The organism is Paenirhizobium cremeum, from assembly GCF_047553425.1.
GTDB lineage: Bacteria > Pseudomonadota > Alphaproteobacteria > Rhizobiales > Rhizobiaceae > Allorhizobium > Allorhizobium cremeum.
This window is the reverse complement of sequence record NZ_CP180217.1, coordinates 1,749,364-1,761,575: the sequence shown is the minus strand read 5'-3', so window position 1 is coordinate 1,761,575 and position 12,212 is coordinate 1,749,364. Positions and strand designations below refer to the sequence as shown.

Below are 12,212 nucleotides of genomic sequence, written 5' to 3'. Positions count from 1 at the left end.
TCAGCCTGCCAGTGAAACCGCGGCATTCACGGCGGCGGCGACAAGCACGGTGTTGAAAAAATAGGAAACGATCGCATGCAGCAGGTTGATGCGCCGCATGTGTGTCGTGGTGATCTCGGTGTCTGAAGTCTGGGCGGTCATGCCGATGACGAAGGAGAAATACAGAAAGTCCCAGCCGCTTGGTTCTTCGGTGCCGGGAAACTCCAGTCCGCCACGGTTGTCCGCGCCTTCCTCCGTGCTCTCCGGGCGCCAGAAAAGATGGGCATAGTGCATCGCGGCCATGGTGTGGATTGTCATCCAGCCGAGAATGACCGAGCAGAAGGCAAGCCCGAGGGTCCAGCCGGTCGAGGCTGTCACATGGTTGAGCGCCAGAAACAGCGAAATGACGGTGACAGCAACGGCAAGCAGCGTCACCGCGATGATGGCAAGCGCCGGGGCGTCATCAACCTCGGCACTTGCCCTGAAATGGGCAGCGGTCAGCGCCGGCATGCGGCGGGCGATCTGCGAGAGATAGCCGAGGAAAAAGACGATGGCCGCAATTTCCACCGTGAAGCCGGGAACGAGCGGTATGGTGATCGGCAGAGTGACCAACGCCAGCAACAGGGCGATGACGAACGGCCGATGCCGCCGGTCGATGCCGTATCGCTTTCCTCCCTGCTTCATCGCCATTTTCCTAAAGACGTTCTGTCATTTCTTGACCCTGCGGCAGAGCCGGTCAAGCGTTTCGAGAAAGGCGGAGCGGTCGCGCGGCGAGAAGGCGGCATTGTAACCCTTGCTTTCGCCGGTTTCGCGCAGATGCGCGCCGAGGTCCCGCATGGCGGTGGCCATGCCGATATTCGTGGCGTCGAAGACCCTGCCGGTCGGTCCGGTCACCTGCGCACCGGCGGCGACGCAGCGACCGGCCAGCGGCACGTCGGCCGTAACGACGATGTCACCGGGGCCGGCCCGTTCGGCGATCCAGTCGTCGGCGGCATCGAACCCGTTGGAGACGATGACGTTTTTCACCATCGGATCGCGCGAGGGGCGAAGGCCGGAATTGGCAACGAATGTCACTTCCAGTCCGTGTCGCTCGGCGACTTTCAGGATTTCCGGCTTCACCGGACAGGCGTCGGCATCGACATAGATCATCGTTGATCCCTCAACATGTCGACATGCGGGATTCCGTCCTCGAGATATTCATCGGAGATCGGCCTGAAACCGAACGAGCCGTAGAAGCGCTGCAGGTGCGCCTGGGCGGAAAGCTCGATCGGTTCGTCCGGATAGGCCTTCTCGCATTCGCAGATCGCTTCCCGCATCAGCGCCTCGCCGAGACGTTTTCCCCGATGCTCAGGTGAAACCGTCACCCGGCCGATCCGCGGGTTTGCGTCCGCTTGCGGTCGCCAAAGCCTGGCGCAGGCGAGAAGTTCCGGACCATTCATCAGGCGCAGGTGCAGGCATTCGGGATCGTTGCCGTCGAGTTCGGGATAGGCGCATTGCTGCTCGACGACAAAGACGTCGACACGCATTTTCAGCATGTCATAAAGTTCGATGGCGGAGAACCGGTCCAGTCTCCGCACATCGACGGTATAGGCGGGCAGGGCCTTCAATAGACGACGACGCCGCGGATGGATTCACCCTTGTGCATGAGTTCGAATCCCTTGTTGATGTCGTCGAGCGGCATGGTGTGGGTAATCATGGGGTCGATCTGGATCTTGCCTTGCATGTACCAGTCGACGATTTTCGGCACGTCGGTTCGGCCGCGTGCGCCGCCGAAGGCCGTGCCCATCCACTGGCGGCCGGTGACGAGCTGGAAGGGCCGCGTCGAGATCTCCTGGCCGGCGCCGGCGACCCCGATGATGACCGATTTGCCCCAGCCGCGATGGGCACTTTCCAGCGCCTGGCGCATCACTCTGGTATTGCCGGTGCAGTCGAAGGTGTAGTCGGCGCCGCCGATCAGGTCGCCGTTGCGCTTCGTCAGGTTGACCAGATAGGGCACGATGTCGTCGCCGATCTCCTTCGGATTGACGAAATGCGTCATGCCGAACTTCTCGCCCCATGCCTTGCGGTCCGGATTGATGTCGACGCCGATAATCATGTCGGCGCCGGCAAGCCTCAGGCCCTGCAGCACGTTCAGGCCGATGCCGCCGAGGCCGAAGACGATGGCCGTCGAACCGATTTCGACCTTGGCGGTGTTGATGACGGCGCCGATGCCGGTGGTCACCCCGCAGCCGATGTAGCAGATCTTGTCGAAGGGGGCGTCGGGATTGACCTTGGCGACGGCGATCTCCGGCAGCACGGTGAAGTTCGAAAAGGTCGAGCAGCCCATGTAGTGGTGGATCTTGTCCTTGCCGATGGAAAAGCGCGAGGTGCCGTCGGGCATCAGGCCCTGACCCTGGGTGGCGCGGATCGAGGTGCACAGATTGGTCTTGCGCGACAGGCAGGAATAGCATTCGCGGCATTCCGGCGTGTAGAGCGGGATGACGTGGTCGCCCTTCTTCACCGAGGTGACGCCCGGCCCGACATCGACGACGATACCCGCGCCCTCATGGCCGAGGATCGCCGGAAACAGGCCTTCCGGATCGGCGCCCGACAGCGTGAAATCATCCGTATGGCAGATCCCCGTCGCCTTCACCTCGATCAACACTTCGCCGGCACGCGGGCCGTCGAGCTGTACGGTCATGATCTCAAGCGGTTTTCCGGCCTGTATGGCGACTGCGGCGCGAACGTCCATGGCGCTTTCTCCCTTTATTCGGAATGGTGTCGGTATGTTGCATGCGCAGTAGACCGCCTCAAGGGGTGGTGCTGGTTTTCCTGCGCCTGTCAAAAGTCAATCGGCGGCATCGACCGCCATGTCACGGGGCCTCGATCAGCGGCACATGCGCGGCGGCATCCCTGCGCATATGCCCGGTGAGGCGAGGGTCCTCACTGACTTCGACGAAGAAGGCATAGGGCACGAAGCCCGAGCGCTGGTAGAAGGAGACCGCGCCCGGATGGTCGAAGTGGCAGGTATGAACCCAGAACCGGCCGATCGGCTTCGACCAGGCATTGGCGATGGCGGCATTCATCATCAGCCTGCCGGCCCCGTTGCCGATAGCCTCTGCCACAAGCCCGAAGAAGACCAGTTCGCATTCGCCCTCCTTGCGGAAATCGAGTTCCATGAGGCCAACCCTCTTCTCGCCATCGCGCATGGCGAAAACCTCGATCCCGGGATGTTCGAGAATCGCCTTCAGGTCCTCGTCCGGCATGACCAACCGTGACGTCCACATCCATTCCTCGCCGATACGCCGGAAGAGATCCCGGTAAGCGTCGAGATCCGGTTCGCTCCAGCGTTCCAGCCGCAGCGATCCCGCCGGAGGATCGGCCTTGACCGGCGGACGTGCGCGCATTTCGAGGCAGGTAACGACGTTGGCAAGCATGCCGGGCGGTACCGGCGAATAGCCGGCGGGGAGGGGCGCATTGATCTTGTCCATGTCACCCTTGGAGCCTCCGGCGGGCGTCCTGTCAAGCCGTCAATCCCGCCTGACCAGTCATGCCCCCGTGTCAGCCGAACAGACGGTCGCAGGCGTAGACGACGGCGTAGACGTGGATGGACAGTGCGGCGTAAAGGCCGAAACCCGTCATCAGCTGTTCGGGCGGGGACATTGCGGCAAGTCGATGCCGGGGCTTTGCCCTACCGGTGCGAATCAGACTCAGCAGAGTAAAGACCGACAGCGCGGCCAACAGGGCAAGGGACGGCAGGCCGATGCGCCAGCCCGTCCAGACGATGACGCCGGTCACGCTGAAGGATGCGAGCGCCAGCGCCTTCGGCTCGCGGAATATCTGGCGCAACATCTGCCCGCCATCGAAACGGTACATCGGCAGGAGATTGAGGAGGTTGAAGGCGCCGAGAATCAGCAGGAAAACCAAAATCGGGCCGGCTTCCAAGCCGGACTGATGGGCGGCGATCAGGATCGGCACGAGAAAGGCCGACACGCCGGCGCCCATCAGCGCGCAGGTCGCCACCTCGAACCGGCTGTCATAGGGGCGCCCGCCGATGGCGATCCCGCCCAGCAGCGGCACGAAGATCATCCGGGCGCTCTCATGGCCGAAGGCGCGATAGGCGACTATGTGGCCAAGCTCGTGGAAGACGATCACCAGTGTCAGGAAGGCCGATATCATCAGGCCGTTCGAATTCATGCCGAAGAAGGGCCAGAGCAGAAACGTGGAGATTACGGCAAGCGCCGTCTGTATCAGCGGATGCTCGAAACGTTTGTGGGCGACGGGTTTGCGTCCCTCCAGAAAATCCTCCAGTGCGCTTATCTCGCGGCGGAGTGTGAAGTAGCGATAGAGGTAACCCGCCAGGCCGCGATAGCGGTCCGTCTGCTCGATGACGATCGCCGAGCCGGCTTCGGCTGGTGCGATGCGGCGCACCTCGCGGTAGGCGGACCAGAATTCGGCGTCGAGCGCGCTGTCGGACACGATGCGCAGTTCGCAGCGGAATTCGCCCTGCGCCGTCACGCCGGTGCGGTCCACGGCAAGGATTCGGGTAACCGGGTGGCCCTGCCTGTCAGGCTGGCGATAGGAGAGTTCGAGACGATCGGGCGTGCCCTCCAGCGGCCGGCTGGACAGGATCGCGGGATGCCATTTCGCCATTCCGCCGCCGGGCCGGACCATGTCCCAGATCTCCTCGGCCCGCCTGTTCAGGTGTCGGCGCACGGTGATCGTGCGGCTGCCGAGCGGCGCTGCCAGCAGCAGCCACAACAGTCCGAGATTGAGGCCGAGCAGCAGGAAGGCCGTGTGGAATGCGGTCACCGATTTCTCCCGCGGCAAGCGCCTGCCGCACCTTTGCGAAAGGCAAAGTCTAGGCAGGAAATCTTGGCTTGCGGTAAAAGAATTCTCTAAAATTCAAATGACTTCAGTTAAATACAGGTGATATCCGGCGTCAGGCAACCTGTTCGGCATCCAGGAAGACGTGATCCGGAACCTTCAGCCAGCGGTTCGAAAGGTCCTCCGTCGTCGGTCGCGGAGAAGAGGCGATGTCTCGTCCCGCTGAGGCCAGAAGATCGCGCCAGCGGACATGACTTGAAGCCTTCGAAGCCGCGGCCTCGATGGCGAGGAGGGCGTCGCGCTCGCGTTCGGTCAGCCGCAGGACGCCGCCGTCGAAGGCGCTGCGCAGCACCCGATCGAGATAGGCGAGATCATAGGCGGTGATACCGTCCGAGGGGAAACGTTCGGTGGAAAGCGCGCCGGCATTCTCGGCCAGGGCAATGCGCAATTGATCCAGTGCGAAGACCCGCAGCGACGGCGGGACATGGGGAACAACGTCGATCACGTGCAACAGCACGGCGAGTTCGAGCGGTGTCTCGATCGTCCCGCCGGTGGAAAGAACACACTTCATCCATTCGACATTGATGTCGTCGAGGCTGCCCTGCGGATAACAATGCTCCACGATGAAGGCGGTCAGCGATTCGATGAAGAAGCTGTTCCATTCCTCGCATTTGTCGGGACAGGAATTGTTGAGCGCGAGCAATGTCACGACATCGTCGGTGGTCCGGATACCCAACGGGAACGAATATTTTCGCAATAATAAAATGTCTTCGGCCGATAGCCTGTTCTTCCCGGCGATCACATTTGCCGGAAAAGAGAGACGAAATTCGCTCATCTTTTCTTCCCTGTTTCATCATGAAACCGAGGATGCTTCTAGCAACGGCATGTTTCCAATGTGCCAACAAGGGCGGTTAGCCGCTCCTTACGAAGATCGTTCAAATTGTTGGCTTTCTTGCGCTCTGGTGTGCTCGCGCCAGAGAATGAACAGTCCGGAGGCGACGATGATTGAAATTCCGACCCATTTCGAGACAGTCGGGAAATCCCCGAAAAGCCAATAGCCAAAAATAGTCGCTGCGATGATCTCGAAATACTGGAACGGCGCCAGCACCGAGAGCGGGGCCATGCGGAAGGCGCGCACGACCAGGAGATGAATGTAGCCGGATATCGTGCCCAGCAGAACGAGCAGCAGAAGTCCCAGCCAGGATTGCGGCAGCGATATATGGAAGTCCGCTTCGCCCGTCTGATTGCCGGCAAGCAGCGCCGCCGCCATCAGGGCCGTGCCGCCGAGGCCCGCCATGGTCTGCATGGTCATCGGCGAATCGGCATTTCCGACCGCGCGGTTGAGGAACATGTAGAGCGCGAAGAGAAAGGCGCATGCGACCGGCAGCAGCGCCTTCAGGCCGAAGATTTCATAGCTGGGCTGGATGACGATCATGGCGCCGCCGAAGCCGACGACGATGGCGAGCCAGCGACGCCAGCCGACCTTTTCGCCGAGGAAGAGCGCCGACAGCGCCGTCAGGATGAAGGGCTCGACGAAATAAATGGCAAAGACGTCGGCGAGCGGCATGTATTTGACTGCAATGAAGAACATCAGGCTCGCTGCACCGTGCAGGACGCCGCGCAGGAGATTGAGCCAGGGCCGTTTCGCCGACAATGCCGACCAGCCATTCAGGGCGAAGAGCAGCGGAAGCGTGCAGGCAAGCTGGAAGAAGAAACGGTAAAACGTGACCTGGCCGGGCGACATGCCTTCGTAGGTCGCCATATATTTGGCGATCGCATCCATCGACGGCAGGATCAGCATGCACATCGCCATCAGCGCCATGCCGTGCACGGGGTTCTGGCCTTGCACGGGGTTCTGAAGGGATGGGGGCTTCGACTGGGACATGGCAACGGCTTTCAGGAAAGCCACCATGAAGCATGGGGGATGATCGAGATCAAGTTGCGAACCGGCCGAAGGGGCTAAATGGCGACTTGTCGCCAGCCGATGGCGGCGACAGGGTGGCAAAACATCGGCATCGCCCATATCTTGAACCGGGTGGCGCCGGAGGCGTGGAGACTACGCCCCACGGGTAGGTGACAGCCTCACGTTGCGGATGAAGGGAGACGCATATCATGGACATTCTCATTCCCGGCAATCGGCTGACGCTTTTTCCCGATGCGAGCGACGATACGCTCGGCGGGCGGCTTTCGGCGGCCCGGGATGCGGCGGGCATCAGTCCGGATGTGCTCGCAGGTCAACTCGGGGTTCCCAGCGAAACCCTGCTCGGCTGGGAGGCGGACCGGGCGGAGCCCCTGCCGACACGGCTTCTCAACCTTGCCGGCATTCTCGGCGTGTCGCCGATGTGGCTGATGACCGGCGTCGGTATCGGTCCGGACGATCATGACAGGCGGCTGCCGCTCGAGGCCATGCGATTGCAGCTTGCCCATCTCGACCAGCTTCACCAGGAATGCGGACGGCTGATCCAGTCGCTTTCGCGCCAGATCGAACGTTACGAAGAAGAGGAAAAGGCGCTGAATTGCGCCGCCAAGGCCTGACCGCTTGTCGAGGGCATGCCACACACAGGCGTGCTCCGGTTCCGCGACGATGCGAGTCGCGAGAGAACATCGAAACGTCGCGGTGAAATCGCAGCCGCGTCGCGGTTCAACGGCCGGGGCCTGTTCCGTCAGGCAGCGATTTCCTGCGCACCGTCGCGCACCGTTTCGCCGAAGACCTCCTCGAAGGCTTCCCTGAGGCGGATATCCACGTCCGCCATCATCACCGGCAGGCCGAGGTCGACGAGGCTCGTTACGCCATACTGGGTGATTCCGCAGGGCACGATACCCGAGAAATGCCCGAGATCCGGGTCGACATTGATCGACAGTCCGTGGAAGCTCACCCAGCGGCGCAGGCGAATGCCGAGGGCGGCTACCTTGTCCTCCGCCATCGTGCCATCTGGCAGAAGCGGCTTTTCCGGGCGGCGCACCCATACGCCGACGCGGTCCTCGCGGCGTTCGCCCCGCACATTCATCTTTTCCAGCGTGCGGATGACCACTTCTTCGAGGGCCGCGACATAGGCGCGGACGTCCTGGCGGCGGCGTTTCAGGTCCAGCATCACATAGGCGACCCGCTGGCCGGGACCGTGATAGGTGTATTCGCCGCCGCGCCCCGTCGCAAAAACCGGGAATCGGTCGGGATCGATCAGATCGGCCGAGTCGGCGCTGGTGCCGGCCGTATAGAGCGGCGGATGTTCCAGCAGCCAGACGAGTTCGTCGGCTTCACCGTCGGCAATCGCTGCAACCTGTCGCTCCATCTCGGCGACCGCGACATCATAGGGCACGAGACCCTCGGAAATGCGCCATCTGACCGGCGGCGATCCCTCGATGGCGTGCATTTCGGTGGAGATTTCGGTGCGCTGCATGGGAAAAGCCTTCATTTTTCCTCTACTTGGCAACAAAGACGCGGCGTTTCAAGGGCATCGTGGACAGGGCCATCAACAGGCGCCGGAGGAAAATTCAAAAAACTGTCACGACGCTCTTGTGCACCCAAAATGCTTTTGCTACATGCACCCCCGTCGACGCAAGTCGGCCCTACCACGATGCGGTCGTGGCGGAATTGGTAGACGCGCAGCGTTGAGGTCGCTGTGGGGCAACCCGTGGAAGTTCGAGTCTTCTCGACCGCACCATTTTCTTCGGAAAATCAATTCGATAGCCGGCACGCCGAAAGGCAAGCCGGCTTTTCCTTTTTGAGCGTCCTCATTCGGCATCGCGGGGGATGTGACTGTCTGTGCCGATTGTATTGATGTGGTTGCGAACGCGCCGGACGCCCTTGACGCCGAGAACCTTCAACTCCACCAGCCGTCGCTCCGTCACCGTGTCGACCTCGCCGCGAAGCGTCACCACGCCGCCTTCCACATGAATGTCGATGGCATCGAGGTTCACGTCCGTCTCGTTCTCGATCACGGCGGCAATATCCGATTCGAGCTGGTCGTCGTCTTCAACTCCACGTTCGTCTCCCGTTTCGGGAAGTTCGGGCCGTTCCGAAAAAGGTGCGTTGCCGTTCCGGTCCGCGTTGGTGATTCCATATCCTTCGCGGCGCCTGCGGCCGGAATTTTCGCCGTCCTCGCCATAGGCGGTATTGTCGACCGGTGCCGTGTCGGACGTCGAATCGTCGTCGTAAGGCCAGCCGTCCTCCAGATCGCGCTGCTCGAATTCGCGGTAGTCCTCCTCGCGGGAGAGTTCGTCCTTGCGCTTGCCGTTTGCCATCGAGACCTCCTTGCCGACCGGTTTTATCGAAACGCATGGCTCGCCGTTCGGTTCGGCCGTCGCGGCGAAATCAGGGCCGGCCCTTCTCCCATTTCCTGACGAGGCGCTCCCGCTTCAGCCGGGAGAGGCGCTGAAGCCAGAAGATGCCGTCGAGCTGGTCGATTTCATGCTGCATGCAGATGGCCGGAAACCCCTCCAGCCTTTCCGCTCGCTTCGAGCCGTCGAGGTCATCGTAGCATATCTCGACGCTCCTCGGGCGTATGACCGTTTCGATGGCGCCCGGCATGGAAACGCTGCCTTCCTCATGCTCCATGGTTTCCGGCGAGAAGGAGAGGATTTCCGGATTGGCATAGTCGCGCCGACCGCCGAGTTCAGGCAGATCGAGCACCACCAGGCGCAGCGGCTCGCCGATATGGGCGGCGGTGATGCCAACGCCGGGTGCCGCCTTCATGGTCTCGTAGAGATCGTCGGCCAGTTGTCTCAGGGCCGGATCGAAAACGGTGACCGGCCGGCACGGGGTCTTCAGCCGAGGGTCGGGAAAGCGGACGATCGGGCGAATGCTCATCTTGGATATTTCCTTGAAAAAAGGGGCAGGGCGTCACCCTTCTCCGGACGTGTTCAGGCCTCTTGCAGGGGATTGCTGGACCTCGTTCCGCCAATAGGTTAGCAGGAAGCGTTCGCATTTGCACAGTTCGCCTCAGGGTGAGCCTATGCGGTTGTTGACAAAGCGTTTTTTGACGCCATTCTCCTTTTCGGCCGGAAAGCCGGGCAAGCCATGAGAACGAGACGAGGGCGCTAAGATGACGGAGACCGGCGAAGAAACCCGCATCCGCACCGCTCAGGACGACGCCGCCGATATCTATGCGGAGGACGGTTCTATCCGTTCCGACTTTCTCGCCATGGTCGGGGCGGCGATCGCCGATCGCGATCTTCTGTTCCTGCGCCAGAATGTTGCGCGTCTGCACGAATCGGAACTCGGTGACCTGATCGAGGCGATCCAGCCCGATCAACGCATCGCGCTGGTACGGCTGCTCGGCGACGATTTCGACCTGACGGCGCTGACCGAGGTGGACGAGGCGATCCGCCTGCAGATCGTCGAGCATCTGCCCAATGCCCAGATCGCCGCGGCGATCGGCGATCTCGATTCGGATGATGCCGTCTACATTCTCGAAGACCTCGATCACGAGGACCGGGAGGAAATTCTCGCCCAGCTGCCGTTCACCGAGCGGGTGCGTCTTCGCAGGGCTCTCGATTATCCCGAAAGTTCGGCCGGCCGGCGCATGCAGACCGAATTCGTCGCCGTTCCGCCGTTCTGGACGGTCGGACAGACGATCGACTACATGCGCGACGAGGAAGACCTGCCGGAGACCTTCACGCAGATCTTCGTCATCGATCCGACCTTCAAGCTGCTCGGCACCGTCGATCTCGACCGCATCCTGCGCACCAAGCGTCAGGTGAAGGTCGAAACCATCATGCGTGAGACCACCCATCCCATCCCGGCCGAGATGGACCAGGAAGAGGCGGCCCAGCTCTTCGAGCAGTACGACCTTCTTTCTGCTGCCGTTGTCGATGAGAACGAGCGGCTGGTCGGTGTGCTGACCATCGACGACGTGGTCGACGTGATCCAGGAGGAGGCGGAGGAGGACCTGATGCGCCTCGGCGGCGTCGGCGACGAAGAGCTGTCGGACAGTGTCGTCGAGACGTCCCGCTCGCGCGTTCCGTGGCTCGCGGTCAACCTCTTCACCGCCTTCGTCTCTGCTTCCGTCATCTCGCTGTTCGAGGCGACCATCGAGCAGGTGGTGGCGCTCGCCATCCTGATGCCGATTGTGGCGGGCATGGGCGGCAATGCCGGCTCCCAGACCATGACGGTGACGGTGAGGGCGCTTGCCACCCGCAATCTCGACATTCACAACGCCTGGCGCGTGGCGCGGCGCGAGGCGGGCGTCGGCCTCATCAACGGCGTGCTGTTCGGCTGTCTGGTGGGCACTGTGGCGGCGCTCTGGTTCCAGGACGTCTCGATCGGCGGCCTCATCACCACCGCCATGCTCATCAACATGTTCGCCGCCGCCATGGCCGGCATCACGATCCCCATACTGTTGCACCGGGCCGGGGCCGATCCAGCCGTTTCCTCGGCGGTATTTGTGACGGCGATCACCGACACAACGGGTTTCTTCTCGTTCCTCGGGCTTGCCACCTGGTGGTTCATGTCGAGCTGAAGCGACCAAAATTGACTTGTACGTAAAAGTCAATATTATACCGTTTCCCCAATGAAACGGTTCGGTTGTGAAGAAGTATTACAGTATAACAGAATTGACACGTGAGTTCGGCGTTTCAACCCGGACGCTTCGCTTCTATGAAGACGAGGGCTTGATCCACCCGGAGCGCCGTGGCCGGACACGTCTTTATCGCGCAGCCGACCGCCGACTATTGCAGGAAATCCTGCGCGGACGCCGGATCGGCTTCACCATAGCCGAAATCCGTGAAGTTATCCACGTCTACAAGGAGCCGCCGGGCGAGGTCGGTCAGCTGAAGCTGATGATGAAGCGCATCGACGAGAAACGCGAGGAGCTTCGCCAGAAGCGCCGCGATATCGACGAGACGCTGGCGGAACTCGACAATGCCGAAGAGGCCTGCCTTACGCGCCTTGTCGAGATCGGCGTCGGCACCTGACCTGCTGGCTGCCCGGCAGCGCGGCCTTCCTCTCAGATCCAGCGCCGCGTGTGCTGGCAGTAATGTTCGAAATCGGCGCCGAAGCGCGCGAGAAGATGCATTTCCTCGCAGCGGATCGCAACCGTTGTGGTCAGGGCCGCGGCCGTGATGGCGGCGACGAAGAACCACGCATTGCCGGTCAGCAGGCCGAAGGCGACCGTCAGCAGCGTATAGCCGAGATAGATCGGATTGCGGGTGAAGCGGAACGGTCCGGTGGTCACCAAGCGCTGGGCGCAGCGATTGGGCAGAACGGTGGTGTGGCAATCCAGCAAGGTCTTCACCGCCCAAAGGTCGAGGGCGATGGCGATCGCCACCAGCAGCCCGCCTGCGGTGATGAAGAAGTAACCGTCGCCTCGCGCGGCCGGCAGTATCCCGACATAGCGATCGGCAAAGAAGGCCAGTGCGATGGCCAGGGCATAGAGGACCGGCGGCCAGGGATACCGCAACGGCTTCAATCGATAGGCATTCATGGTCAG

The 12,212-nt window shown here is 61.8% G+C and carries 15 protein-coding genes and 1 tRNA gene; 4 read left to right on the top strand and 12 right to left on the bottom strand.

The features are described from left to right. The 8 genes from ACLBKR_RS08875 to ACLBKR_RS08840 all read right to left on the bottom strand — a co-directional run bounded on the left by ACLBKR_RS08875 (position 1) and on the right by ACLBKR_RS08840 (position 6,670). A complete protein-coding gene (locus ACLBKR_RS08875; protein ID WP_112831896.1) occupies positions 1–663 on the bottom strand; it encodes a DUF1345 domain-containing protein in 663 nt (220 codons plus the stop codon). 24 nt (positions 664–687) lie between these two features. Next, positions 688–1,128, bottom strand: a complete 441-nt coding sequence (locus ACLBKR_RS08870; RefSeq protein ID WP_113439679.1) for a YaiI/YqxD family protein — start codon at positions 1,126–1,128, stop codon at positions 688–690. Beyond that, positions 1,125–1,586 (bottom strand): GNAT family N-acetyltransferase, encoded by a 462-nt coding sequence (locus tag ACLBKR_RS08865; RefSeq protein WP_244709041.1) that lies wholly within the window; start codon positions 1,584–1,586, stop codon positions 1,125–1,127. The genes ACLBKR_RS08870 and ACLBKR_RS08865 overlap by 4 nt, the downstream gene beginning before the upstream one ends. After that, the gene (locus tag ACLBKR_RS08860) at positions 1,583–2,710 is read right to left on the bottom strand and encodes an S-(hydroxymethyl)glutathione dehydrogenase/class III alcohol dehydrogenase (RefSeq protein WP_414901452.1); all 1,128 of its coding nucleotides are present in this window, start codon (positions 2,708–2,710) and stop codon (positions 1,583–1,585) included. Before ACLBKR_RS08860 ends, ACLBKR_RS08865 begins: the two co-directional genes overlap by 4 nt. A gap of 121 nt (positions 2,711–2,831) precedes the next feature. Continuing rightward, entirely contained in the window at positions 2,832–3,449 is a 618-nt protein-coding gene (locus tag ACLBKR_RS08855) for a GNAT family N-acetyltransferase (protein WP_113443736.1), read from the bottom strand. A 70-nt stretch (positions 3,450–3,519) separates the two neighbouring features. Next, entirely contained in the window at positions 3,520–4,770 is a 1,251-nt protein-coding gene (locus tag ACLBKR_RS08850) for a hypothetical protein (RefSeq protein WP_414901450.1), read from the bottom strand. Between the two features lie 130 nt (positions 4,771–4,900). Then, on the bottom strand, positions 4,901–5,620 hold the full coding sequence (locus ACLBKR_RS08845; protein WP_414901448.1) for a hypothetical protein: 720 nt from the start codon (positions 5,618–5,620) through the stop codon (positions 4,901–4,903). An 87-nt stretch (positions 5,621–5,707) separates the two neighbouring features. Beyond that, entirely contained in the window at positions 5,708–6,670 is a 963-nt protein-coding gene (locus ACLBKR_RS08840) for a DMT family transporter (RefSeq protein ID WP_113339677.1), read from the bottom strand. Between the two features lie 227 nt (positions 6,671–6,897). On the opposite strand from ACLBKR_RS08840, the gene ACLBKR_RS08835 reads away from it, so the two are divergent. Then, a complete protein-coding gene (locus ACLBKR_RS08835) occupies positions 6,898–7,320 on the top strand; it encodes a helix-turn-helix domain-containing protein (protein WP_112831366.1) in 423 nt (140 codons plus the stop codon). 128 nt (positions 7,321–7,448) lie between these two features. Here the strand turns inward: ACLBKR_RS08835 and lipB are convergent, their stop codons facing one another. Continuing rightward, positions 7,449–8,183, bottom strand: a complete 735-nt coding sequence (gene lipB / locus ACLBKR_RS08830; protein ID WP_112831386.1) for a lipoyl(octanoyl) transferase LipB — start codon at positions 8,181–8,183, stop codon at positions 7,449–7,451. Between the two features lie 179 nt (positions 8,184–8,362). Here lipB and ACLBKR_RS08825 point away from each other — a divergent pair. Further along, a tRNA-Leu gene (locus ACLBKR_RS08825) sits at positions 8,363–8,447 on the top strand. Positions 8,448–8,517: 70 nt separating this feature from the next. Here the strand turns inward: ACLBKR_RS08825 and ACLBKR_RS08820 are convergent. Together ACLBKR_RS08820 and ACLBKR_RS08815 are read right to left on the bottom strand one after the other, a co-directional pair. Next, entirely contained in the window at positions 8,518–9,027 is a 510-nt protein-coding gene (locus ACLBKR_RS08820) for a BON domain-containing protein (RefSeq protein WP_414901445.1), read from the bottom strand. Between the two features lie 70 nt (positions 9,028–9,097). Next, complete coding sequence (locus ACLBKR_RS08815; protein ID WP_113426744.1) at positions 9,098–9,592, bottom strand: peptide deformylase; 495 nt, start codon at positions 9,590–9,592, stop codon at positions 9,098–9,100. Positions 9,593–9,827: 235 nt separating this feature from the next. Here ACLBKR_RS08815 and mgtE point away from each other — a divergent pair, with 235 nt between their 5' ends. After that, positions 9,828–11,243, top strand: a complete 1,416-nt coding sequence (mgtE, locus tag ACLBKR_RS08810) for a magnesium transporter (RefSeq protein ID WP_113426745.1) — start codon at positions 9,828–9,830, stop codon at positions 11,241–11,243. A 67-nt stretch (positions 11,244–11,310) separates the two neighbouring features. Then, entirely contained in the window at positions 11,311–11,697 is a 387-nt protein-coding gene (locus tag ACLBKR_RS08805; protein ID WP_112831370.1) for a MerR family transcriptional regulator, read from the top strand. Positions 11,698–11,729: 32 nt separating this feature from the next. Here the strand turns inward: ACLBKR_RS08805 and ACLBKR_RS08800 are convergent, their stop codons facing one another. After that, the gene (locus ACLBKR_RS08800) at positions 11,730–12,206 is read right to left on the bottom strand and encodes a methyltransferase family protein (protein WP_112831371.1); all 477 of its coding nucleotides are present in this window, start codon (positions 12,204–12,206) and stop codon (positions 11,730–11,732) included. Positions 12,207–12,212 lie beyond the last annotated feature (6 nt).

Excerpts from the sequence above, each read along its gene's own strand:
- ACLBKR_RS08845 (WP_414901448.1), bottom strand. The coding sequence starts at position 5,620 with ATGAGCGAATTTCGTCTCTCTTTTCCGGCAAATGTGATCGCCGGGAAG.
- ACLBKR_RS08860 (WP_414901452.1), bottom strand. The coding sequence starts at position 2,710 with ATGGACGTTCGCGCCGCAGTCGCCATACAGGCCGGAAAACCGCTTGAG.
- ACLBKR_RS08875 (WP_112831896.1), bottom strand. The coding sequence starts at position 663 with ATGAAGCAGGGAGGAAAGCGATACGGCATCGACCGGCGGCATCGGCCG.
- mgtE (WP_113426745.1), top strand. The coding sequence starts at position 9,828 with ATGACGGAGACCGGCGAAGAAACCCGCATCCGCACCGCTCAGGACGAC.
- ACLBKR_RS08800 (WP_112831371.1), bottom strand. The coding sequence starts at position 12,206 with ATGAATGCCTATCGATTGAAGCCGTTGCGGTATCCCTGGCCGCCGGTC.
- ACLBKR_RS08820 (WP_414901445.1), bottom strand. The coding sequence starts at position 9,027 with ATGGCAAACGGCAAGCGCAAGGACGAACTCTCCCGCGAGGAGGACTAC.
- ACLBKR_RS08870 (WP_113439679.1), bottom strand. The coding sequence starts at position 1,128 with ATGATCTATGTCGATGCCGACGCCTGTCCGGTGAAGCCGGAAATCCTG.
- ACLBKR_RS08840 (WP_113339677.1), bottom strand. The coding sequence starts at position 6,670 with ATGTCCCAGTCGAAGCCCCCATCCCTTCAGAACCCCGTGCAAGGCCAG.
- ACLBKR_RS08815 (WP_113426744.1), bottom strand. The coding sequence starts at position 9,592 with ATGAGCATTCGCCCGATCGTCCGCTTTCCCGACCCTCGGCTGAAGACC.
- ACLBKR_RS08835 (WP_112831366.1), top strand. The coding sequence starts at position 6,898 with ATGGACATTCTCATTCCCGGCAATCGGCTGACGCTTTTTCCCGATGCG.
- lipB (WP_112831386.1), bottom strand. The coding sequence starts at position 8,183 with ATGCAGCGCACCGAAATCTCCACCGAAATGCACGCCATCGAGGGATCG.
- ACLBKR_RS08855 (WP_113443736.1), bottom strand. The coding sequence starts at position 3,449 with ATGGACAAGATCAATGCGCCCCTCCCCGCCGGCTATTCGCCGGTACCG.